The sequence below is a fragment of the candidate division WOR-3 bacterium genome, from assembly GCA_039801905.1.
Classification (GTDB): Bacteria; Hydrothermota; Tepidihabitantia; order Tepidihabitantales; family JBDRVQ01; genus JBDRVQ01.
Map to the genome: position 1 here is coordinate 1 of JBDRVQ010000018.1, position 22,325 is coordinate 22,325.

Sequence of the window (22,325 nt, forward strand, 5' to 3'; positions counted from 1 at the left end):
TTATGGCTAATGGGTTTAAACGATATGCTTTTTTCTCTTCTTTTCTGATGTGTAATCCTAAACTTATCTCGTTAAAAACAGAAACTAAAGGGATCTGGGAACGCTCGGCTCGTTCTTCTTTTGTTTCCTTCTCCACCTCTTCTTCTTTTTCTGCCCTTCGCTCTTTTGAAGAAAGTTTATCCGCAATAGATATTAAGTGGGCTTTCAAAATTTTATTCTCATCTCGGTCCTGGTCCTGGTAATCTTTTTTCTTTCCCGGCTGGCCATGGTATAGAACCATATCAATTAAACTCGTTGCATCATTAAAAATTTGGTTATTTTTTTTAAGTATATTACTTACAAAGGAAGCGCTCCATTTGGCATGACCGTGCCCATTTAGTTTTACATCTTTGAACTCCTCACATAGAGGTTCGCCTAAATAGAACTTTCCAATATCGTGTAAAAGGGCACCAAGGATTAGGGTAATTTGGTCAGGCGAAAGCATAAATTATATTAACTTAAAAGTTGGCTTTGTCAAGTGTTTTGAATAAAATATTAATGAGAGTAATATTTTTTCAGCCCGCCTTTTTCTTATAAGTCCTTGATTTATAATAACTTATTTGATTTGGGCTTAAAAATGGGGGGGAGTATAGGGGATGGTATCGGAGGTTTAATAAAAAGCCTAACTTTTAGCCTAATATAAGGGATAATGATGAGTCTAATTATCAGTCTAATAGAAGTTATAATCATTAGCCTAAATCATAGGCTAAGGAAAGGTTTTATTAGGGGTTAAATTCCCTTCATAATGAAGGACCGAAAAGGGGAACTAATTAAGGGAATAAGTGAAGGGATAATCTTGAGTCTAAACCGGGGTCTAATTGGTTATTTAATTAAGAGAGCCTTCCCGTCTCTCTTTGGGATAGGGGAGAGGCTTACTTATTTTCTTTTCCATCAAAGGCGAGACCTCGCCTCGCGGGTAGGATGCTCAGTTTGTATTTCCCAAAACCGAAGACCGTTCCCTTGCCGATGTGAATCCGCTCCCCAATTTTCAGGTAGGGGATGAATTCGGTCAAATCCCCCTCGTAGGTCACTTCGCCAATTAGCCCTTCCAGTTTTATTCTCCTCTCCTGCCGGGAGGAATAACGGGTGAGGTCTAAAATCTGGAAATTGGTCCTTCGGGTCTTTATTGCCATCGCCTTTTTAATTAAATCTTGGTAAGCAATGGGAAATGGAACCGGGGAATGGAAATAGGAGATGAGACCAAGCCGCCGGAGGAGATTTCTCATAACGATATGGAAGTCTAAATTTTGTGCCGTCTTCCCTTGATAGATAATTCGCAATGGGGTGAGGAGTTTAATTTTTATTTCCTTGACGGGTTTCCTGCGCTTCTCAATTTTTAACTCCTCTTCTTTAATTTTGCTCTTTATCGTTTTTGTTTTGCCATCATAGATAATCTCTTTCCCTTGGTTAAGGGATTCAATTTCCAATCTTCCCCGGTCCTTGCCCAAACCTTTTTGTGCCATCTCTTCAAAGGAGTAGATGAAATAGGGGAGATAGTCAATCGCCTTACCCAAGAGGATGAGGTTAAAGGAGAAGGGGTCACCCGTCTGATATTCGGTCTTATTTTCTAAGGGTGGTTCCAGGAGGAAGGGATGGGGGACATTTGGGTATTTCCGCATAATCTCGGAGTTCTCAGGCCTTGGGGTCTCAAAGATATAGGAGTAGACGCATTGGGCTTTTAAGAGACAAGCAGAACATTCCTTCTCCGGAAAGGGGCAGGAAACTTTGCGGAAGGCGAGACCGAAGGCACCCCGAAGGAGAAAGCCTTTATAGGGAGGCAAGGTCATCTTCTCCTTTGCCTTCATTTTTACGGAGAATTCGGCAATTCTCACCTTCTATTATAGTTATCCTTTTGAGAAAAGGCAAGTTGACAATCTCTATTATTTTATTAAAATTCCTTATGGAAAATAGGACGCTTTCCGCAATTGGTTATCTTCCCTTCTTTTTCCCTCTGCCTTTATATTTTGGCAAGGAGGATGAGTTCTCCCAATTCCACGGCCGGCAGAGTCTCGCCTTACTCATCTCTTTAATTGCCATCTGGATTTTAATCTGGCTTATCGGCTTAATCTTCGGTGGGATTTTGGGTCATATCTTTATCGTCGGGATTTTTTTTAAGATTATCAATTGGCTAATAAAAAATATTGTTGGTAGTTTGGTCTCAATTATTTATATCATCTTGGTGATCTTAGGGATGGTAAATGCCTTGCAGGGTAGGTGTTGGGAGATTCCAGTAGTTTCGGTCATTGCCCGGCGATTAAAAATTTAAGTCTTCGGGATTTATAAAATCCTTACGGATTAACTCCATTTTCTTATGTCTGATAAGATATATTATGTAAACTAACAAGGAAATGGAAAATAGGGTAATCTGTGGTATTTTGTGGCATTTAATCTCCCCTATTTATGACCAATCTGGTGGTTCGTAGTTTGGTGCTTCTTTGGTGATGATGATGTCGTGGGGATGACTCTCCTTTAACCCCTCACTCGTAATTTTAACAAAGCGTGCCTTTCGGCGTAATTCCTTTATATCCTTTGCCCCGCAATAACCAAAACCGGCTTTTATCCCACCAACTAATTGGTAAATCACTTCTGATGCCTTTCCCCGGTAAGGAACCCGGCCTTCAATCCCTTCGGGAACGAATTTCTTTGCCTCCTCCTGAAAATATCTATCTTTGGAACCCCGCTTCATCGCATCAATTGAACCCATCGCTCGGTAAATCTTATATCTCCTCCCTTCAAATAGGACCTCTTCTCCTGGACTCTCGTCAGTTCCGGCGAAGAGATTGCCAATCATTACGGTATCCGCTCCGAAGGCTAATGCCTTTACAATATCCCCGGAATATCTTATCCCGCCATCAGCACATAAAGGAATCTTCTCTCTTTTAAGAACCGAATAGGCGTCCATTATCGCGGTAATCTGGGGAACGCCAACACCGGCAATCACCCGGGTGGTGCAGATAGAACCCGGACCAATTCCCACCTTAACCCCATCAATATCAAGTTTCAATAGTTCCAAACAGGCTTCCTTTGTTGCCACATTGCCGACAACGATATCAATATCTTTATATCTCTTTCTTAAAATCTTTGCCTTCTTAATTACCATCTCGGAATGGGCATGGGCGGTATCAATCACTAAGGCATCAACCCCCGCGGAAACCAAGGCTTCAGCCCGGGCTTCGCAATCCTTACCAACACCAACCGCCCCTGCCACCCTTAATCTCCCTAAGGAGTCAACAGTGGCGTAAGGGTTTTCCAATTTTTTGATAATATCCTTGGCGGTGATTAAGCCTTTTAAGTAGCCCTTACTATCAATAATGGGCAATTTTTCAATCTTCTTCTCTTTGAGAATCCTTTTCGCCTCCTCTAAGGTTATCCCTTCCAAAGCGGTAATCAAACCTTCCCTTTTGGTCATCACCAGTTTCAGTTTCTTATTACCATCGGCTTCAAAGAGTAAATCCCTTTTGGTGACAATTCCTAAAAGTTTACCCTCTTCATCCACAATCGGCACTCCAGAAATTCCGTACTTTTCCATCAAATCCCGACAGTCCCTTATCGTATCGTTTGGTTTCAGGGTGAAAGGGGAAAGTATCATTCCACTCTCTGCCCTTTTTACCTTTATCACCTCTTCTGCCTGTTCGGCAAGAGAAAGGTTTTTATGAATTACCCCAATCCCCCCGGAGGTGGCTAAGGTGATTGCCATCCGCGCCTCGGTCACGGTATCCATCGCGGCACTGACCAGGGGGATATGTAAAGGGATGGAACGGGAGAAGCGGGTTTTAAGGGAGACATCCTTCGGTAGAACCTTGGAGCGATTGGGCACTAATAATATATCGTTGAAGGTTAAGGCTTCCCGGATCTTCCCTCTCACTTTTATCTCTGAGTAATTAGTTCCTCAATCTTATTCTTAATCTCCACCATCTCCTCCTCACCGAAGCCAACCTTTCTCAGTTGCGTCTTACCCCTTTTGTCAAGAAGTATAAGTGTAGGAATGGCTTCAATTTCGTACTGCTTGGCGACCTTATCATTACCGATAAGAATTGGGTAGGTGATATTTAACTCCTCTTGGACCTTCAAAAGGTCGGTCTTTTCATCCAAACCAATCCCTAAGACCAAAAAGTTTCTATCTTTATACTCCTCATAGATTTTAACTAGTTCCGGAATCGCCCGCCGGCAGGGTGGACACCAGGTTGCCCAGAAGTCAAGAAGGACAACCTTACCTTTCAGTTTGGAGAGGGTGATATTTTCACCGGCGAGGGTGGGCAGGGTAAAATCCTTTGAAGACTCCAAGAGGCTTTTTTCTTTTAACCCGCAAAAGATAAAAAGTAGGAAGAAAAAAAGTAGGATCTTTTTATTCATCCTTTTCCTCCTTTAAGAAATTTTCTATCTTCTCTTTTAAGTATTCCTTGGGGCAGGCACCGATCACCTTATCAATCACCTTCCCTTGTGCAAAAAAGATTAAGGCCGGGATACTCATGATGCCGTATCTTTCCGCCAGTTCCGGCTCTTCGTCCACATTCACCTTCCCGATTTTCACCTTCCCTTCGTATTCCTTCGCCAGTTCTTCAATGATGGGGCTCATCATCCGACAGGGTTGACACCACTCCGCCCAAAAGTCAATTAAGGCTAAGGGGGAGTTTATAACTTCACCAAAGTTTTTCTTATTGATTTCCATATTTATTTATAGATAAAATTTATTAAAAGTCAACTACCGGAATTTCTTCTTTTCTAAGAGGGTATTGACATAAGAGAGACCGGCTTTGGCATCGTCTCTTGCCACATCGTTGGGATAATCTTTGAGAAACTTCTCGTAGACCTCTTTTGCCTTTTTATAATTTCCCAAATTCTTATAACAGCGGGCGGCGGCAAGAAGGGCGGGTGGGGCAAATGGTGACTTCTTGTAAACCTGGGCAACCCTCTCGTAGGTCTCCCCCGCTTTCTTATACTCTTTTACCTCTTCATAACAATTGGCAATCCCCAAAAGGGAACTGGGAGAAAGGAGGGGATCTTTCTTATTTTTATTGTAAAACTGCATAAAAGCCCTCCTTGCCTCGTCGTAGCGTTGGGTGTGGAAGTAGATATTACCTAAATAGAATTGGGCTTTGATTCCCAATTTTTGATTCGGGAAACGTCGGACAATCTCCAAAAATCTCTCCTCCGCTTCTCCGAGATTGCCGGTGGAGTAAAAACCCAATGCCTCTGTGAAGCGAACGGAAACTTCTGGATTCTCTTTCGGTTTTGAAGAGAGGAAGAAAATAAGAGCGACAATTACCGCCAGAAAACCACCGACAATCATTAAAAATTTTTGCCGGTCCCGGTAATAAAGAGAAAAGAACTTTGCCACATAGTCCTGTAATTTATCTTCCTTTATCTCTTTCATTCTTTTTTATAAAATACCCCTGGTGAGAGTCGAACTCACGACCTACGGTTTAGGAAACCGTCGCTCTATCCAACTGAGCTACAGGGGCGTATAATTATTATAAAAAATTAAAGGTAATTGTCAAGGTAATTGCCAAGGATAGGCTTTCAAAAATCAAGCCGATGCCAAAATCACGGAGTTAAATTGGAAGAATTTAATAAATAAAGAAGGGATTTTTCAATCCAAAGCCTAACTAAAAGTTTAACCGGATGTAATTGGGAGACGGATATAAGGGGAATTGACATTTCCCCCAAATGTGATAAATTTCCTTTTATATTTATGCGCATCTTAGTAGTGGGCGGTGGTGGTCGGGAGCATGCGCTTCTCTATTCTCTGGCGCGCTCTCCGGATACAGAACTATTCGCTTGTCCGGGAAATGGAGGAATTTCCCAGATTGCCCAGTGTTTTCCTATCCCCGCCGATGATCTACCCTCCCTTTTGGAGTTTGCCCGGGAGAAAAAGATTGACTTAACGGTAGTCGGTCCGGAACTCCCCCTTGCCTTAGGGATTGTGGATGTCTTTGAGAAAGAAGGGCTTTTCATCTTCGGACCGAATAAAGAGGCTGCCCGTTTAGAATCGGACAAGGGGTTTGCCCGGGAATTTATGCGGCGATACGATATTCCCATTCCGGAATTTTTCGTGACCGAAGACCCCAAAGAGGCAAAGAGGGTCGCTAAGCATCTTTTCCGAAAGAGTCCGTTCCAATCCTGTGTCATCAAGGCGAGTGGTTTGGCAGCAGGGAAAGGGGCGTTTATCTTAAATTCTATAAAAGAGATAGAAGAGACGATTGACGACCTAATGGTTAAGAAGACCTTAGGTGAAGCGGGAAATAAGGTAGTGGTGGAAGAGTTTATTCTGGGCGAAGAGGCATCTCTAATCGCCTTCACCGATAGCGAAACAATTTTACCCTGTCTCCCTTCTCAAGACCATAAACGCCTTTATGATCACGATGAAGGTCCGAATACCGGTGGGATGGGTGCCTATGCCCCAGCACCATTAATTGACGAGAGAATCTATAAAAAGGCAAACGAAAAAATTTTCTTACCTTTTCTGAAAGGGCTAAAAAAGGAAGGGATTATTTATAAAGGGATAATCTATGCCGGAATTATTGTCAGTAATGGTGAACCTTATCTCTTAGAATTTAATTGTCGGTTTGGCGATCCGGAGACCCAAGCGCTTTTACCTTTGTTAAAAACTGATTTGAAAGAAGTGATTATCAAAACAATTGAAGGAAAATTGAAAGATTTAGAATTGATTTGGGAGGAAGGCTATGCCTTAAATGTCGTTTTAGCCTCCCGGGGGTATCCGGGCCATTACGAGAAGGGGAAGTTAATTAAAATTCCGGAAAGATATGAGAAGGCGATAATTTTCCATTCGGGAACGGTAAAGAAGGATAACGAGTTCTACACCGCCGGGGGTAGGGTGATCTCGGTCACTGGTTTAGGAAAGACCCTTCTTGAGGCAAAGGAGAATGCCTATAAGGTTTGCGAAGAGATTCAATTTGAGGGGAGGCATTTTCGGAAGGATATTGGGGATAAGGGGATAAAAAGGCTCAATGAAAAAAGAAAAATGGCGTGATCACCCAAAACTTATTAAAAAGATAAGGGAGATAAGCGAGGTCGGGGTTGTCCTCCTCCCTTACCGGCAAACAAAAATTTTTGTCTCCAAAGAAAAAGAAAAATTGCCTCTCCCCTCTCGCCTCCTTTTTTCCGCCGAAGCGCTGAGAAGAGAACTGCCCAACTCGCAGGTAGAAGAAATCCTCAAAAAAATTTTCCCCGCCTCCCTCCTCTTTCACTTTAAGGAGAAGGAATACCTAACTCTTGCCTCGGACCCAATCTTGGAGAAAATTTTTCCGGAAAGCGAAGAAATTTTCTTATCGGAATGGGAAGAAGAAAAGAATTGGGAAGTTGGTCTCTGGGTGGAAAAGGAGGCGGAGAAGATAAAACCTTTTACGATTCTCAATGTCCAAACTAATCCCTTCCTTTTGGAAAAGAAAGGGGAAGTTGGGATATTAGAGATTGAGAGGGCAATTGGCGAAAAGATTAAATTAGCCCCTTCCCTTATTTTTTCCGTTCTCATTGTCTGCACCGGCAATACCTGCCGGAGTCCAATGGCTAAGGGGATACTGGAAAATCTCTTGAAAGGAGATAGAGTCTTCATCTATTCTGCGGGCACCAATGGCTTAAAAAACTCTCCGCCCTCTGATTATGCCCAAAAGGCGGTAGCAAGATTTGGTGGGGATATCTCGCGCCACCTCTCTCAACCATTAACCAAGGAGATGATTGAAGATGCGGACCTGATTTTGGTGATGGAAAAGAGGCATCTTCTAAGAATAAAGGAGATGGTGCCGGAGGCAGAAAGTAAAACCTTTATGCTTTCCGGTTATCCGGAAAAGGAAGGGGAAGATATCCTTGACCCAATCGGTCTCTCTTATGAGACATTTTTAGAAGTGGGTGAAGAGATGAAAACCTATTTGGCAAAAGTCGCTTTGGATATAAAGGAGAGGTTATGATAGATAAATTTTTAACCGAAGAACAGAAGATGATAAAAGATTTGGCAAGAAAAATTGCCGAAGAGAAGGTGAAACCAATTCGGCAGAAATTGGATGAGACCGGTGAATATCCTTATGAGATAATGAAGGAGTTTGCCAAGGCGGATTTATTCCGAATTTATATCCCGGTAGAATACGAAGGGATGGGGGGCGGTGTTTTTGAGATGTGTCTGGCGGTGGAAGAGATCTCCCGCATCTGCGGTGGGGTGGGCGTTTCTTATGCCGCCTGCGGGCTAGCCGCCTTTCCCATCATCCTCTTCGGCTCAGAAGAGCAGAAGAAAAAATATCTCCCCCGGATTGCCCAAGGCGAGATCTGCGCCTTCGCCTTAACCGAAGCCCAGGCGGGTTCTGATGCCTCTAATGTCCAAACGACCGCCCGGCGCGAGGGAAATTATTATATCCTCAACGGCACAAAGCAATTTATCACCAACGGCAGTGTTGCCAATATCTATGTGGTGATTGCCGCAACCGATAAGAAGAGAGGGGCAAGAGGTCTCTCGGCATTCATCGTTGAGAAAGGGACCCCTGGTTTCAATTTCGGTAAAGAAGAGAATAAGATGGGGATTCGGTGTTCTAAGACAACCGAACTAATCTTTCAAGATTGCCCGATACCAGAGGAGAACCTTTTGGGAAGAGAAGGGATGGGATTTATCATCACGATGCGCACCTTTGACAAGACAAGGCCCGGGGTTGGTGCCCAGGCGGTCGGGATTGCTCAGGGCGCCTTAGAAGAGGCACTGACTTATGCCAAAAACCGAATTCAATTTGGTCAACCGATTGCCTCTTTTCAAACAATTCAAAATTATCTTGCCGATATGGCAACCGAGATTGAAGCGGCAAGGCAACTGGTCTATTATGCGGCAAAGGTTTGCGACTCCGGTGCCAAAAATATCTCCGCCCTCTCTTCCATGGCAAAACTCTTCGCTTCCGATGTGGCGATGCGGACGACCATCAAGGCGGTCCAAATCTTTGGCGGTTATGGTTATATGAAAGATTACCCAGTAGAGAAGATGCTGCGGGATGCGAAAATTACCCAAATCTACGAGGGGACAAACGAAATCCAAAGACTAGTCATCGCCTCCGAACTACTAAAAGGGACCGCTTATCCAACACTTTGAAATCCTTAATTTATCTTTTAGCAATCTCTTTCCTCTTTGCTGACCACCCTGTCTTCCGCAAGGAAAGATACGAGAAGATCTTAAAGGAAAAACCGGATAATCCAGAAGTTCTTAGGCAATTGGGAATGACCTATTTTAAGTTGAGGGATTTTGATAAAGCAGAAGAATATCTTAAAAAATCTTTAAGCCTCTCCCCTACTTTTGAGATGAAAGTCTGGTATTATAAAGCGAAGGCGAAGTTAGCAGAAGGAAAAGAAAGAGAAGTGAAGAGGTTAAAAGAAGAGATAAAGAATTTAATAAAAGAGAAGAGTGAAGAGAATTTAACGATTGCCTATGAGGTCTTCTCAATAATTGATACCAATCAGGCAAAAATCCTCAGTGAAGAGATTGTTAAAAAATTTCCCGAATCAAAAACCGGTTATCTCATCCTCGTCCACAACCTCTTCTATGACAGCCTCTATCCCATCTGGAATAACGATACCTTAAAAATCCAGTATCTGAACCGCTTCTTAGAGAGGTATCCCAAGACCGAGTGGCGCTTTACTGCTTACCAGTATCTTTTAACTTCTCTATTCTATTTAAAAGATTATCCTTCTTTAATTACCAATATGGAAAGGATGTTAAAAGAGGATTCCCTAAATCCCCTCGCCTATAACTTTGCCGCCAATCTTCTTCTGAGAGCGGAGACTTTAACGATGAGGGCAAAAGAATACGCAAGGAAGGCAAGAGAATTGGCACCGGGATTTAAGAAGTTTCCTAATCTCCCCGAGGAGCAGTGGCAACTGCAAAAACCCCGTCTCTTACCGGATGCCAATTTCAATTACGCCCGGGCATACTTCCGCTTGGGAGATTTGGACTCCGCTGAGATTTATGCGACAAAAGCGATTGAAGGGAGTAATTTTGATTTAGATAACGATGCCACCAGTTCTCCCTATTATTACCTCTTGGGGCAAATTAAAGAGAAGAAAGGAGATCTTGGAGAGGCAATTAAAAATTATTGCCAATCCCTGATTGAAGGTGATGTGAATAATTTCTGGTCAAAAAAATCGGACTCCGCCCTCAAGAGGATCTTTAAGGATACGACAGAGATTCTTCCTACTGCCCGGAAAATTTTCCGTTACCGTGGACCAACATTTCTTGACATCACCGAGCAGGTTGGTCTTAAAGAGCGAAGAGAGACAAGGGTTGCCTTCGGCGATTACGATAACGATGGTTATGAAGATTTACTTCTCAATGGCTGTAAGTTATTTAAGAATATTAAAGGAAAGGAATTTCAGGAAGTGAGTGCCGGCGCGGGACTGGGCAATTTTTCTTCCGGTGGTGGTCTCTTTGCCGATTTTGATAATGATGGCTTCTTAGATATCATCGCTTGTGGCGGCGGGGAAAAAGGGGACAGAATCTTCAAGAATAATGGCGATGGCACTTTTACCGAGATGACCGAAATCGCCAATGTTAGTGATTCTTATCCCACCGAAGGCTTGGGAGTTGGGGATTATAATAATGATGGCTTCTTAGATATCTATTTTGCCAACTACGAAGACTGGGCAACTCACAAGTATTTCCCAGATTTTCTTTATAGGAATAACGGTAATTTCCAATTCACCAATGTGACGGAATCGGCTGGCATTATTCCCCCGTTTAAGGAAGACCGGGCTGGTCGGGGTGTTAACTGGTGCGATTATAACGAAGATGGTCTAATTGACATCTATGTCTCAAACTACCGTTTGCAAGAGAATTTCCTCTGGCACAATCTGGGAGATGGTAAATTTATTAACCTTGCCCCCAAATTAGGTATCGCGGGGGATGAGACCCTTGACTATTATGGCCATACGATTGGCTCGGAGTGGACGGATTATGATAACGATGGCGACTTTGATTTAATCACTTGTAATTTAGCCCACCCCCGTTATATTGAATTTTCTAACCGGACAAGACTTTACCAGAACCAAGGAGCGCCCGATTATCAATTTATTGATAAGAGAAAGGAAGCCGGGATAAAATATGAGGAGACCCATTCCGAACCCTGCTTCGGTGATCTTGATAACGACGGTGACTTAGATTTATACCTCACCTCGGTCTATGAGAATAGAAGGAGTTTCTTATACGAAAATGATGGAAAAGGTAAATTTTTTGACATTACCTATTTGAGTGGTACTCGGGTCTTCAACGGCTGGGGCGCTGCCTTTTGTGATTTTGACAATGACGGCGACTTAGATTTAATTGTTGGTTCTGGTTCCGGATTAAAATTCTTTGCGAATCAAACCAAAAATAAGGGCAATTACTTAAAGATAAAACTGGTTGGTCAGAAATCAAATAGAGATTGTATTGGGGCAAAAATTACTGCCTATTACCAAGATAAGATAATGGCCAGGCAGGTGGAAGGAGGAAAGGGAACAACCAACCAGAACTCTTTAATTATCCATTTCGGCTTCGGGAAGTATAAAGGACCGGTTAAATTGGAGATAAAATTCCCCTCGGGAAAGAGAAAGGTCTTAGAAAATATAAAGTTGAACCAACTCTTAGTTGTTTCCGAAGAATCGTAACTTTTATTTAATCACCAGAGTTTAGTTTTTAAGAGTATTCATTCGGATTAGGGATTACCAATGAATCCGATGGCACAACCAAAATTGGTGATAATCTCTTCGCTATCTTCCGCAGGGATTTGGCATAATGACTGCGAAAGGATAAAAGCCCCACTCTTCCGGTTTCAAAGTTTTCAATTATTTCGGCAAAGTTCGTTTCCGGAGATAAGAAATAGAAGAAAAGTAATGAGTTAAGGAGATATTCCACTATCTTCCTTCTTCAATCTTTCCCCGCATCGGCACAAAACGGACATAGTCAATATAGTTGGTATCAATCTTTGCCCCTTTCTTTATAAATAGGGTCAAAATCTGCACCCCTGGTGTCCGTTCATAAGGGGCACAGATTTTTCCTCCGTCTTTCAATTGTTCTAAAAGGGGTGGTGGGACTTCCGGAACGGCACAGGTGATAATTATCGCATCAAAAGGGGCATATTCGGGCCAACCTTCAAAACCATCCCCCCAGCGCACAAATATATTCTCATAACCCATCTTCTTCAAGCGCTCCTGAGCGGAACGAGCCAAACTTTCAATTATCTCAATCGTATAGACTTCTTTACAGAGGTGGGCTAAAATTGCTGCCTGGTAACCAGAACCGGTGCCGATCTCTAAAACCTTCTCTTTCCCTTTTAATCCCAATAGTTCAGTCATTAAAGCGACAATATAGGGTTGGGAGATTGTCTGTTCCTCACCGATTGGTAAGGGATAGTCATTATATGCTTCATCCCTTAAATCTTCCGGAACAAAAAGATGACGGGGAACCTTCCGCATCGCCTCCAAGACCCTTTTGTCTTTGACCCCCCTTCTCTCAATCTGCTCCTTGACCATTATCTCCCTTAATTTAGTATAATCATTTTCTTTTTTCACTTTTTTACCTCCACAGGTTAAGAATAGAGAAAAAGATAATAATAAGGATAAGACCTTCATCGCCGACCGACCATCTTTAAAAACTCCTCTTCGGTTATCACCTTCACCCCTAAGGTCTGCGCCTTAGCCAATTTTGAGCCCGGCTCCTCCCCACAGATTAGATAATCGGTCTTTTTGGAAACGGAAGTGCTCACATTCCCCCCCAGCGAGATTATCAACTCGTGTGCTTCATCCCGGGTGAAGTTTTTTAGGGTGCCGGTGATGACAAAGGTCTTACCGGCAAGAATCTTCTCCTTCTTCTCTTCGGCTAAATTTACCCCTGCCTTTTTTAACTTATTGATCAAAACGAGATTATTCTTGTCGGCAAAGAAATTTTTTATACTCTCGGCGATGATTGGACCAACTCCCGAGATCTGAGAGAGTTTTTCAAAGGACGCCTTCGCCAAATCATCAATGGATGGGAAGTGATGCGCTAAAATCTGTGCCCCACCAATTCCCACATGCCTAATCCCTAAGGCATATAAGACCCGGTGGAAGGGACGATTTTTACTCTCTTCTATCGCTTTTAATAAGTTACTTACAGACTTCTCCCCCATCCTTTCCAAATTTAAGAGGTCTTCCCGCTTTAAGAAATAGAGGTCGGCAAAGTCTTTCACCAAACCCTTTTCCACTAAGACATTGACCAATTTCTCTCCTAAGTTTTCAATATCCATCGCCTTCCGGGAGGCAAAATGTTCAATCCTTCTTTTAATTTGGGCAGGACAAGAGGCATTAACACAACGGTAGGCAACCTCTTCTTTCTCTTTCACCACATTGCCTCCACAGACCGGACACTTTTTGGGAATTGGGAATTCCTTCTCTTTACCAGTTCTCTTCTCTTTAATCACCTTTACCACCTGGGGAATAACCTCACCCGCCTTTTCTACCAAAACCGTATCATTCACCCTTATATCCTTCCTTCTCATCTCCTCAAAGTTATGCAATGTGGCGCGGGTGACGGTCGTTCCGGATAAAAAGACCGGTTCAAACTCCGCCACTGGGGTTAAGGTACCGGTTCTTCCTACCTGGACATAGATTCTTTTGATCTTTGTTGTCGCCTGTTCCGGTGGGTATTTATAGGCAACCGCCCAGCGCGGACTTTTTATCGTCTCCCCCAACTCCTCCCGGTGGGCAAAATTATTAACCTTAATCACAATCCCATCAACCTCATAAGGCAGTTCCCGTTTTTTCTCCTTCCATTCCTCACAATAATCAATCACCTCATTAATCGTGGGCAGAACCGGGGAATGGGGAATTACCTTAAAGCCAATCTTACTTAATTTTTCTAAAACCAAGTTATCCGATTGGTACTTCTCACTCGGGGGCTTTGGTACCGTATGGATGAAGATATCCAACTTTCTTCTTGCCACCTCCTTTGGGTCTAAGAGTTTCAAACTGCCGGCACAGGCATTTCTGGGATTGGCAAAGAGCGGTTCCCCTTCCTCTTCCCTTTCCTTATTCATCTCCAAGAATTGTTTCTTTGTGATAAATGCCTCCCCCCTCACCTCCAGATTTAAAAAATCTCTCTCTTCGGTGAGAAGCCGTAAAGGAAGCGTCTTTATCGTCCTTAGGTTCTGGGTGATATCATCACCGTGGATACCATCACCCCGGGTTGCCCCTTGGACAAAGATACCATCTTTATATTTTAAGGAGACCGCCACACCGTCAACCTTCAATTCGCCAATGTATTCCACATCACTCACCACCTTCTTAATCCTCTTGTCAAATTCCTTCAATTCTTCATAGGAATAAGTGTTGTCCAAAGAGAGCATCGGTGGCTCATGGGTGACGGTGGGAAACTCTTTAATCGGTTCCCCACCAACCCTCTGGGTTGGGGAGTCGGGAGTAATTAAATCAGGAAATTGCCTCTCTAATTCCTCCAATTTTTTTAGGAGCATATCATATTCGTAATCGGAAATTACCGGATCGTTTAAGACATAATAACGGTAGTTATGATAGTTGATCTCTTTTCTTAACCGGGCAATCTCCGCCTTTGCCTTTTCTCGGTCCATATTTAATTTTAATCCAGAAATTTTTAATGTCAAGTTCTCGGTTCTCATTTTTTCTTTAGAACTCTATCAAAAATAAGTTATTATAAATCAAAGGCTTATAAAAAAGGAGAAAATTTAGTGTCAGAAAATGGGGGGTATTTCCGTATTTATTATAGAGGGCTATGGAGAAGTTAAAAGAAATTATTAAAGATTTTCCCCTTTTGGAATTAAGTCGCTCGCCTTTGGCGAAGTCTCGCTCGCCGAAGGCAAAGTCTCGCCTCAAAGAGGCGGATAAGACTTTTATAATTATCAGAAGGAGGTGCTATCGGGTAAGTAGCAGTTAAATAAAAATATGGCGTTAAATTGCAAAAACTTTATCAAACAGGAGGGGTTTATCTTTATAAAAAGGGGTGTAGCATACAGGGGATGGTATCGGGGATTTAATGGAAGGCATAATCTAAGGTCTAAGAAAAGGCATAATTTTAGGCTTAATCGGAGTTTTAATAGAGGGTTTAATTGAGGATTTAATAAATAGTCTAAGAAAGGTTATAACCGGGGGTATAATTAGAAACCTAATTCAGAGTTTAATAGAAGGGATAATAAAGAGTTTAATCCTATGTCTAACTATGGGTTTAATCCGAAGGGAAAATGGAAGCCTAATTGAGAATGATTAGTGGAGAAGAATAATCTTCTCTTTTGAATAGAGCCCTCGCTTTCCATCCGCTTCCAATAAATGGGTAAAACTTTTCCCAGATGCGCATCGTATTTGCCGGATGAGTGTTGATGTAATCGGTCCAGCCGGAATAGGTGATGAGAAATTGATTACCTATCCCGTGTGCCAATGAAGGCGAAATCTGATTTCCTTGCCGGTGGGAAGAGAAGTCGTTTAGATTGACGACACATCACCGGACAAATCCGCGGGTGTGAATCGCCTCAGATATCTTTATCGGTTGAGCCGGATTGGAGACATTGATGACATATATCCCACAACCAGAACCCAAAAATGCTAATTACTCTAATAAACCTCATACAAAAATCACCCACCTAAACTTTTCATTTGTCAACCCAATAATCTCCTTAATTCAAAAGATAAAGGCATTGACGATACCTACTTAGAACTTGAAAAATTTTTTTTCTCATTTATAATTAAAGATCTTGGGGGATCGTCTAACTGGCAGGACGTCTGACTCTGGATCAGATAATCGGGGTTCGAATCCCTGTCCCCCAGATAGAAATGGATTACCGCCTTGCTGCTTTCCTTGCTTTCCTGCTCTGGGGCATCTGGGCATATTTTACTAAGGTCTTAACTCAACATATTAACCCCGGTATCCTTTCCTTAGTAACCTATATCGCCCTCCTCATCCCACTCTTTTTGTTCTGTCTTCTCACATCAGCCTTCACCTATAAACCAATCCTATTATACGCTATCCCCATCGGGATTGTCAGTGGCATCGGAACCGCTCTTTTTTATTATGCCCTTGCCCGGGGTCCAGCCAATGTTGTCCTTCCTTTCACCTCTTTATATATTTTAATCCCGGTGATTTTGAGCACTCTCTTCTTAAAGGAGCCGTTAACCAAAACGCACCTCCTGGGGATTATCTTCTCTCTTTTAGCGATTTTCTTCCTCTCCCTAAAATGACAGAAATTGATTTTTTGGTTATCTCCATCATAATTTTATCTGTTTTCTTGGAGGCAAAGGAGGGATTTTTTAACTCCCTAAAAGACCTCTTGAGCGCCTTAGGAAGTATTTTTATTGGCATCATTACCTATCAGATAACCTATCGTCTCTCCTACTCCTTTAATTTGGGGATTATCTCCTTTCTGGTCTCTGCCTTCGGTTTTTTAATTATTATTTACCTTGTCTTTCGGAATAAGAAAGATAGAGGGAAATCTCTTTTTTCCCGAATTGGCGGCGGGATTTCTGGCTTTTTCTTAGGAATTGGTGCCTCCCTTGCCACTCTCATCATTCTCTCTCTATTTTTTCCGGTAGCGGTTGAGGAGGCAAAATTGGGGAATAAGATTTTGGATCTCCTGCCTAAGATTTATTATTTGGCTGACCGCGTTGATTTACAATTTCCGATGCTAAAAAATGCCTATACCAAAGAATGGGAGAATTGGGATGGGCAATTTCGAGAAAGGATAAACTTTTCCCATTTAGACCGAAGCACTTGTATTCAATGCCGCGGAAAGGTGAGATTTGAGGGCTATTTCCGAAAAGGTGGGGCTTTGGTTTCACCTCTTTTTATTTGCGAAAAATGCGGAAGAAAATCGGATGGTTGCCAAACATTTGAAGGCTTTCATAAGCTTTATAACAAATGCCCAATTGATATCGCCCAAAAGGGGATGCTTTTAGATTGTGGGGTCTGGGCAAGCGGTGTCGGGGTATTTCCGAAAGGTCAGTGTCCGGTTTGTGGTAAAAGGTTACTTTCTGATTATCGGCATTGACTCTATTTATTAGCAAAATATAATTTTTTCTCAGGAGGATCAGATGGCTAATTCTAAATTAACTTCTTGGTTGGTCCTTTTGGGCATAGTTGGTTTTATAGCCTTCTTCTTAATCCCAGAGAATTCTAACGGAGAAAACTTCCCCACCCACCCTTGGAGTCACTATCACGCCAATCCCCAAAGAACGGGTCTTTCCCAGTTCTCGGTTGGCGATTCCTTTGAAATCCTTTGGACCTTCAATGTCGGAGCGGAGATTTCCGGTTCCCCAGTAGTTGATAATAGGGGGAGAGTTATCTTTGGGGCGCGGAATGCTCGCCTCTATTGTCTAAGTCCCAATGGGGAGATGCTTTGGACAACACCTTTAAGTTATACTGTCTGGTTCTCCACCCCAGCTCTGGATGACAGTGGGAATATCTACATCACGGATGGCCGACATCTATTTAAGATTGATTCCGGGGGGAGAATCATCTGGTCCTGGCCGGGGCATAATAACCTTTCCATCACCCATTCGCCGGTGATTGGTAAAGATGGCAAAATATATTTTGCTTGCTATTCTGATTCCCTCTATGCCCTAAAACCCGATGGCAACTTGGACTGGGCTGAATATCTAGGAAGGGATGTCAACTCCTCGCCCACGGTGGGTCATGACGGCCGAATTTATGTGGCAACCACAAGAGGCAATGGACCTTGGCACCTTTGGGCATTCAACCCCAACGGCACCGTGGCTTGGGTTATGGCTTTAGAAAGTGGTGTTGAATTTGCGACACCCGCGGTTGGTCCGGATTCCACAATCTATGTGGGTGCGGGCCGGTATCTTTACGCGGTGAGAGCGGATGGCACTTTAAGATGGCGTGATAGTTTAGGAGCAACGATTCAAACTTCACCTGCGGTCGCTAACGAATCTACCATCTATGTCAATACCGGTAGTCTTTATTGTCTTGACAGCCGTTCGGGTGCCCACCGCTGGGTTTTACAGAATTTAGTGAGTTATTTCTCTGCCCCCGCGGTTGATGCGGAAGGAAATATCTATGTCGGTTCCGATAGGACATTTTACATTATCAGTCCCGAGGGAAGAATCCTTTGCTCCCGGACGATTGCCACGAGCCAAAGCCTCTTCGCTTCACCAGCGATTGGACCAAATCAAAGAGTATATTTTGGTCATATGAATGGTCTATTCTTCGCCTGTCAAGGATATGGCTCTACCGCGGTTCGGGAAGGAGTGGCAAGTAAAAGGGAAAGGGAGATTTTGATTATTCCCAACCCTTCTGTAAATTCCGCGAAAATTCTTTACCGGGTCTCGGTTAACGGAAAAGTCTCCTTAACCCTCTATGATAAATCCGGAAGATTAATTGCTAACCTAATTGATAAATCTCTCTCCCCTGGTTTTTACTCAATCAACCTTTCCCCGGATAATCTACCAAAAGGTGTTTATTTTCTTCACTTCAAAAACGGGATTCGGAGAGCGATAAAAGAAATAATTTTTAGGTAGATTTCTCTTGTGGTTGACAAAAAGGAAAATTTTATCTATTATTCTTTTATGCCGACATAGCTCAGTGGTAGAGCAGGGGTTTTGTAAACCTCAGGTCGGGGGTTCAAATCCCTCTGTCGGCTAAAAATAAAAAATGGGCAGGTACCCAAGCGGCCAAAGGGGGCAGACTGTAAATCTGCTGGCATTATGCCTTCGGAGGTTCGAATCCTTCCCTGCCCATGCGGGTGTAGCGCAAAGGTAGCGCAACGGCCTTCCAAGCCGTTGGTTGCGGGTTCGAATCCCGTCACCCGCTTGTTGACTTTTTCTAAAAATTTGTTATATTTGACTTTTAGAAAAAGTTTAATATAATATTTTATGCCCATGTAGCTCAGTCGGTGGAGCACATCCTTGGTAAGGATGAGGTCGCCGGTTCGATTCCGGCCGTGGGCTTAAAAAAGGAGAAAAAAGGAAAAGGGAGGAATATACATGGCTAAGGCGAAGTTTGAAAGAAAAAAACCACATTTGAATATTGGAACAATCGGACATGTGGACCACGGCAAAACGACGCTTACGGCGGCTATTACCCTCTGCTTAGAGAAAAAGGGGTTAGCGAAATATACCCCTTATGACCAAATTGATAAGGCGCCCGAAGAAAAGGCACGAGGTTTGACAATTCAATTAGCCCACATTGAATACGAGAGTGAAAAGAGGCACTACGCCCATATTGACTGCCCCGGGCATGTGGACTATATTAAAAATATGATAACCGGTGCCGCGCAGATGGACGGCGCAATTCTTGTCGTCTCCGCTCCGGATGGACCAATGCCTCAGACCCGGGAACACGTCCTCTTAGCCCGTCAGGTGAATGTGCCCGCGATTGTGGTCTTCTTAAATAAGATTGATATGATGTCCGACCCGGAACTGATTGAGGTGGCGGAATTAGAAGTCCGAGATATCCTAAATAAATACAACTTTCCAGGGGACGAAATTCCATTCGTTCGGGGAAGTGCCCTTAAAGCCTTAGAGTGCGGCTGCGGGAAAGATGAATGCCAATGGTGCGGACCAATCTTCCAGTTAGTGAAGGCGGTTGATGACTATATCCCCATCCCAGTTCGTGATCTTGACAAACCATTCCTGATGCCGGTGGAGGATGTATTCTCAATTACCGGAAGAGGAACGGTGGTTACCGGAAAAGTGGAAAGGGGAAGGATTGTTCCGGGAACCGAAGTGGAACTCATCGGCTTCGGCACGCACATTAAAACCGTCGCAACGAGCATTGAGATGTTCCGCAAGGTGCTTGACGAAGGAGTGGCTGGGGATAACATCGGAATTTTGCTCCGGGGTGTGGAAAAAGACCAGGCATTGCGCGGGATGGTAGTAGCAGCGGTCGGTTCTATAAAACCGCATAAGAAATTTGAAGCTCAGGTTTACGTTCTGAAGAAGGAAGAAGGTGGTCGCCATACACCATTCTTTAATGGTTATCGACCTCAATTCTACATCCGGACAACCGATGTCACCGGTTCCATTCAATTGCCCCCCGGTGTAGAGATGGTGATGCCGGGAGACAATGTAACCCTCCAAGTGGAATTGATCTCTGAGGTCGCCTTAGAAGAAGGTTCCCGATTTGCCATTCGGGAAGGTGGAAAGACAGTGGGGGCGGGAGTGGTGAGCAAAATTATTGAATAACGATGAGGGTATTAATTCAACTAGCCTGCGCTGAATGCAAAAGAAGGAATTACTCAACAACCAAAAATAAGAATAAGCAAGAGAGATTGGAATTACGGAAATATTGTAAATTCTGTCGCAAACACACTGTCCATAAAGAGGTTAAATAGGCCAGTAGCTCGAACGGTTAGAGCACCGGACTCCAAATCCGGGGGGTGGGGGTTCGAATCCCTCCTGGCCTGGTTGAAAGTATCTTAAGAATAATTAGATGATATTTAAGAGAATGTTTGATGCGGCAACTAAATACTTAAAGGAAGTGATTGGCGAGTTAAAGAAGGTGAGTTGGACGAGTAGACGCGAGTTATTCCTGGCGACTTTGATGGTGATCATCCTTTCCTTCATCCTCTCCATCTTTGTTGGCTTTTTTGACTTCCTTTTTTCGGGTTTACTCCGCTTAATCCTACGATAGGAAAATGGCATTTTATATCATCCATACCTATACCGGTAAGGAAAGGAAGGTGAAGGAGATCTTGGAGAAGAGGATTGCAGAGTTGAACTTAAAAGAGATAATCCACCAAGTAATTTTACCTTCGGAGCGGGTGCTGAAAATAAAAAAGTCGGAATTTGTGCCCGAGGAAAAGAAATTGTATCCGGGATATCTGATTGTGGAGATGGAAGAGAGCGAGGAAGCCTTTAAGTTGGTCAGTTCGATTCCCGGAGTTACTCATATTTTAGGCACCCGAAAGAAACCCCTCTCTCTCACTGAGGAAGAGGTGCAAGAAATCATCCAGCAGATAGAGAAAGGGAAAACGAAGGCGACACCGGAAGCTCCCTTCACCAAGGGAGAGACGGTAAAGGTAATTTCCGGACCGTTTAGTGGTTTCGCCGGAACTGTGGAGGAAATCTTTCCCGAACGGCGGCGGGTCCGGGTAAATGTTACCATTTTTGGTCGCCAAACACCCGTAGAGTTAGATTTTGTTGAAGTGCAACCTATTTAGGAGTTGATATGGCAAAAAAACAGATTGCCTTGGTCAAATTACAAATCCCCGCCGGACAGGCAACACCGGCGCCCCCGGTTGGTCCAGCATTGGGTCAATACGGAGTCAATATCGTTGAGTTTTGCAAACAGTTTAATGCGGCGACCCAGAAAGAGACACCGGGAATTATCATCCCTGTGGTCATTACCATTTATCAAGACCGCACCTTCACCTTCATTACCAAGAGTCCACCCGCTTCCGTCCTTCTCAAGCAAGCCGCCGGTTTGGCAAAAGGTTCGCCCGAACCCAATCGGGCTAAAGTGGGAAAGATTACCCGGAGTCAGTTGCAGGAAATTGCAAAAAAGAAACTTGCCGATTTAAATACCGACGACTTAACGAAAGCGATGCGGATTATTGAAGGAACCGCAAAACAAATGGGGATTACGATTGAGGAGAGTTAAGATGAAACGAAGTAAACGTTATCGGGAACTTCTAACAAAAGCTAAGGGCAAGGAGACCTATTCTTTAGGAGAGGCAATCCGGATGGTAAAAGAATTAGCTAATGCCCGTTTTAACGAATCGGTTGATGTGGCAATCAAACTTGGCTCCGACCCTAAAAAACAAGACCAGATGGTTCGCGGCTCGGTCCTTTTACCTTACGGCACCGGTAAGGAAACAAAAGTGTTGGTAATCACGAAGGGTGAGAAGGAGAAGGAGGCAAAAGAGGCGGGAGCGGATTATGTCGGCTTTGAGGAATACTTAGAAAAGATAAAATCGGGTTGGCTTGACTTTGATGTTTTAGTTGCCACCCCCGACGCTATGCCGGAGGTGAGTAAAATCGGAAAGATTTTAGGTCCCAAAGGGTTGATGCCCTCGCCAAAAACCGGAACGGTAACCTTTGATGTCGCCTCCGCCGTAAAAAGTTTGAAAGCGGGAAAGATTCAATTCAAAATGGATAAAACCGGAAACGTTCACGCGATGATTGGCAAAGTATCCTTTGAAACAGAAAAGTTGGAGAAAAATCTCTTGGCCCTAATCAGTGAACTGTTAAGATTAAGACCCCCGAGTGTAAAAGGGCAGTATATCCGTTCCTGCTATTTATCTTCCACTATGGGACCTTCTTTTAAGTTGGATGTCAAAGAATTGATTGATTTATCCCGAAAGGAGAGTTGA

The 22,325-nt window shown here is 43.4% G+C and carries 25 protein-coding genes and 7 tRNA genes; 21 read left to right on the top strand and 11 right to left on the bottom strand.

Annotation, left to right across the window (positions count from 1 at the left end; genetic code table 11):
• On the bottom strand, nucleotides 1-484 hold a 484-nt coding region (locus ABIL00_04695), incomplete at its 3' end, for an HD domain-containing protein (GenBank protein ID MEO0110059.1).
• 427 nt (nucleotides 485-911) lie between these two features.
• Nucleotides 912-1,871, bottom strand: coding sequence for a CRISPR system precrRNA processing endoribonuclease RAMP protein Cas6 (gene cas6 / locus ABIL00_04700; GenBank protein MEO0110060.1), 960 nt, complete (start codon nucleotides 1,869-1,871; stop codon nucleotides 912-914).
• A gap of 68 nt (nucleotides 1,872-1,939) precedes the next feature.
• Here cas6 and ABIL00_04705 point away from each other — a divergent pair, with 68 nt between their 5' ends.
• Complete coding sequence (locus ABIL00_04705; protein MEO0110061.1) at nucleotides 1,940-2,305, top strand: hypothetical protein; 366 nt, start codon at nucleotides 1,940-1,942, stop codon at nucleotides 2,303-2,305.
• Nucleotides 2,306-2,437: 132 nt separating this feature from the next.
• Here the strand turns inward: ABIL00_04705 and guaB are convergent, their stop codons facing one another.
• The 5 genes from guaB to ABIL00_04730 form a co-directional block, all read right to left on the bottom strand.
• Entirely contained in the window at nucleotides 2,438-3,904 is a 1,467-nt protein-coding gene (gene guaB / locus ABIL00_04710) for an IMP dehydrogenase (GenBank protein MEO0110062.1), read from the bottom strand.
• A gap of 2 nt (nucleotides 3,905-3,906) precedes the next feature.
• The gene (locus tag ABIL00_04715) at nucleotides 3,907-4,392 is read right to left on the bottom strand and encodes a TlpA disulfide reductase family protein (GenBank protein MEO0110063.1); all 486 of its coding nucleotides are present in this window, start codon (nucleotides 4,390-4,392) and stop codon (nucleotides 3,907-3,909) included.
• Nucleotides 4,385-4,708, bottom strand: coding sequence for a thioredoxin (gene trxA, locus ABIL00_04720; protein MEO0110064.1), 324 nt, complete (start codon nucleotides 4,706-4,708; stop codon nucleotides 4,385-4,387). The genes ABIL00_04715 and trxA overlap by 8 nt, the downstream gene beginning before the upstream one ends.
• A gap of 33 nt (nucleotides 4,709-4,741) precedes the next feature.
• Nucleotides 4,742-5,413: a tetratricopeptide repeat protein gene (locus tag ABIL00_04725; protein ID MEO0110065.1), complete on the bottom strand. Its 672-nt coding sequence runs from the start codon at nucleotides 5,411-5,413 to the stop codon at nucleotides 4,742-4,744.
• A gap of 14 nt (nucleotides 5,414-5,427) precedes the next feature.
• A tRNA-Arg gene (locus ABIL00_04730) sits at nucleotides 5,428-5,501 on the bottom strand.
• Between the two features lie 230 nt (nucleotides 5,502-5,731).
• On the opposite strand from ABIL00_04730, the gene purD reads away from it, so the two are divergent.
• From purD to ABIL00_04750, 4 genes are read left to right on the top strand one after another with little or no spacing between them, the layout of a single operon-like run.
• Complete coding sequence (gene purD, locus ABIL00_04735; protein MEO0110066.1) at nucleotides 5,732-7,030, top strand: phosphoribosylamine--glycine ligase; 1,299 nt, start codon at nucleotides 5,732-5,734, stop codon at nucleotides 7,028-7,030.
• Entirely contained in the window at nucleotides 7,008-7,964 is a 957-nt protein-coding gene (locus tag ABIL00_04740) for a low molecular weight protein arginine phosphatase (GenBank protein MEO0110067.1), read from the top strand. The genes purD and ABIL00_04740 overlap by 23 nt, the downstream gene beginning before the upstream one ends.
• A complete protein-coding gene (locus ABIL00_04745) occupies nucleotides 7,964-9,121 on the top strand; it encodes an acyl-CoA dehydrogenase family protein (protein ID MEO0110068.1) in 1,158 nt (385 codons plus the stop codon). Before ABIL00_04740 ends, ABIL00_04745 begins: the two co-directional genes overlap by 1 nt.
• A complete protein-coding gene (locus ABIL00_04750) occupies nucleotides 9,118-11,664 on the top strand; it encodes an FG-GAP-like repeat-containing protein (GenBank protein MEO0110069.1) in 2,547 nt (848 codons plus the stop codon). The genes ABIL00_04745 and ABIL00_04750 overlap by 4 nt, the downstream gene beginning before the upstream one ends.
• Before the next feature lie 28 nt (nucleotides 11,665-11,692).
• Here ABIL00_04750 and ABIL00_04755 read toward each other — a convergent pair whose 3' ends face one another.
• From ABIL00_04755 to ligA, 3 genes are all read right to left on the bottom strand, one after another.
• Nucleotides 11,693-11,911 carry a hypothetical protein gene (locus tag ABIL00_04755; protein MEO0110070.1) on the bottom strand — a complete coding sequence of 73 codons (219 nt, stop codon included), beginning with the start codon at nucleotides 11,909-11,911 and terminating at the stop codon, nucleotides 11,693-11,695.
• Nucleotides 11,911-12,528, bottom strand: coding sequence for a protein-L-isoaspartate(D-aspartate) O-methyltransferase (locus ABIL00_04760; protein ID MEO0110071.1), 618 nt, complete (start codon nucleotides 12,526-12,528; stop codon nucleotides 11,911-11,913). The genes ABIL00_04755 and ABIL00_04760 overlap by 1 nt, the downstream gene beginning before the upstream one ends.
• A 95-nt stretch (nucleotides 12,529-12,623) precedes the next feature.
• A complete protein-coding gene (gene ligA, locus ABIL00_04765) occupies nucleotides 12,624-14,618 on the bottom strand; it encodes an NAD-dependent DNA ligase LigA (protein ID MEO0110072.1) in 1,995 nt (664 codons plus the stop codon).
• A 161-nt stretch (nucleotides 14,619-14,779) separates the two neighbouring features.
• On the opposite strand from ligA, the gene ABIL00_04770 reads away from it, so the two are divergent.
• Complete coding sequence (locus tag ABIL00_04770; protein MEO0110073.1) at nucleotides 14,780-14,941, top strand: hypothetical protein; 162 nt, start codon at nucleotides 14,780-14,782, stop codon at nucleotides 14,939-14,941.
• A gap of 312 nt (nucleotides 14,942-15,253) precedes the next feature.
• On the opposite strand, the gene ABIL00_04775 is transcribed toward ABIL00_04770, so the two are convergent.
• Nucleotides 15,254-15,439 (bottom strand): hypothetical protein, encoded by a 186-nt coding sequence (locus ABIL00_04775; protein MEO0110074.1) that lies wholly within the window; start codon nucleotides 15,437-15,439, stop codon nucleotides 15,254-15,256.
• Nucleotides 15,440-15,753: 314 nt separating this feature from the next.
• Between ABIL00_04775 and ABIL00_04780 the strand changes: the two genes are divergently transcribed.
• The 15 genes from ABIL00_04780 (at nucleotide 15,754) to rplA (ending at nucleotide 22,325) form a co-directional block, all read left to right on the top strand.
• Nucleotides 15,754-15,825 (top strand) — tRNA-Gln (locus ABIL00_04780).
• 6 nt (nucleotides 15,826-15,831) lie between these two features.
• Nucleotides 15,832-16,236 carry an EamA family transporter gene (locus ABIL00_04785; GenBank protein MEO0110075.1) on the top strand — a complete coding sequence of 135 codons (405 nt, stop codon included), beginning with the start codon at nucleotides 15,832-15,834 and terminating at the stop codon, nucleotides 16,234-16,236.
• Nucleotides 16,233-17,042 (top strand): CvpA family protein, encoded by an 810-nt coding sequence (locus tag ABIL00_04790; GenBank protein MEO0110076.1) that lies wholly within the window; start codon nucleotides 16,233-16,235, stop codon nucleotides 17,040-17,042. The genes ABIL00_04785 and ABIL00_04790 overlap by 4 nt, the downstream gene beginning before the upstream one ends.
• A gap of 43 nt (nucleotides 17,043-17,085) precedes the next feature.
• Nucleotides 17,086-18,531: a PQQ-binding-like beta-propeller repeat protein gene (locus ABIL00_04795; GenBank protein ID MEO0110077.1), complete on the top strand. Its 1,446-nt coding sequence runs from the start codon at nucleotides 17,086-17,088 to the stop codon at nucleotides 18,529-18,531.
• Between the two features lie 50 nt (nucleotides 18,532-18,581).
• A tRNA-Thr gene (locus ABIL00_04800) sits at nucleotides 18,582-18,653 on the top strand.
• Between the two features lie 13 nt (nucleotides 18,654-18,666).
• Nucleotides 18,667-18,750: transfer RNA gene (locus ABIL00_04805), tRNA-Tyr, on the top strand.
• A 1-nt stretch (nucleotide 18,751) separates the two neighbouring features.
• A tRNA-Gly gene (locus tag ABIL00_04810) sits at nucleotides 18,752-18,823 on the top strand.
• A 64-nt stretch (nucleotides 18,824-18,887) separates the two neighbouring features.
• Nucleotides 18,888-18,960: transfer RNA gene (locus ABIL00_04815), tRNA-Thr, on the top strand.
• Between the two features lie 36 nt (nucleotides 18,961-18,996).
• Complete coding sequence (gene tuf / locus ABIL00_04820) at nucleotides 18,997-20,196, top strand: elongation factor Tu (protein MEO0110078.1); 1,200 nt, start codon at nucleotides 18,997-18,999, stop codon at nucleotides 20,194-20,196.
• Nucleotides 20,197-20,198: 2 nt separating this feature from the next.
• Nucleotides 20,199-20,345 carry a 50S ribosomal protein L33 gene (gene rpmG / locus ABIL00_04825; GenBank protein ID MEO0110079.1) on the top strand — a complete coding sequence of 49 codons (147 nt, stop codon included), beginning with the start codon at nucleotides 20,199-20,201 and terminating at the stop codon, nucleotides 20,343-20,345.
• Nucleotides 20,344-20,417: transfer RNA gene (locus ABIL00_04830), tRNA-Trp, on the top strand. Before rpmG ends, ABIL00_04830 begins: the two co-directional genes overlap by 2 nt.
• 26 nt (nucleotides 20,418-20,443) lie before the next feature.
• The gene (secE, locus tag ABIL00_04835; protein ID MEO0110080.1) at nucleotides 20,444-20,644 is read left to right on the top strand and encodes a preprotein translocase subunit SecE; all 201 of its coding nucleotides are present in this window, start codon (nucleotides 20,444-20,446) and stop codon (nucleotides 20,642-20,644) included.
• A gap of 4 nt (nucleotides 20,645-20,648) precedes the next feature.
• On the top strand, nucleotides 20,649-21,173 hold the full coding sequence (gene nusG, locus ABIL00_04840) for a transcription termination/antitermination protein NusG (protein ID MEO0110081.1): 525 nt from the start codon (nucleotides 20,649-20,651) through the stop codon (nucleotides 21,171-21,173).
• Nucleotides 21,174-21,181: 8 nt separating this feature from the next.
• The gene (gene rplK, locus ABIL00_04845) at nucleotides 21,182-21,613 is read left to right on the top strand and encodes a 50S ribosomal protein L11 (GenBank protein ID MEO0110082.1); all 432 of its coding nucleotides are present in this window, start codon (nucleotides 21,182-21,184) and stop codon (nucleotides 21,611-21,613) included.
• 1 nt (nucleotide 21,614) lies between these two features.
• Entirely contained in the window at nucleotides 21,615-22,325 is a 711-nt protein-coding gene (gene rplA / locus ABIL00_04850) for a 50S ribosomal protein L1 (GenBank protein MEO0110083.1), read from the top strand.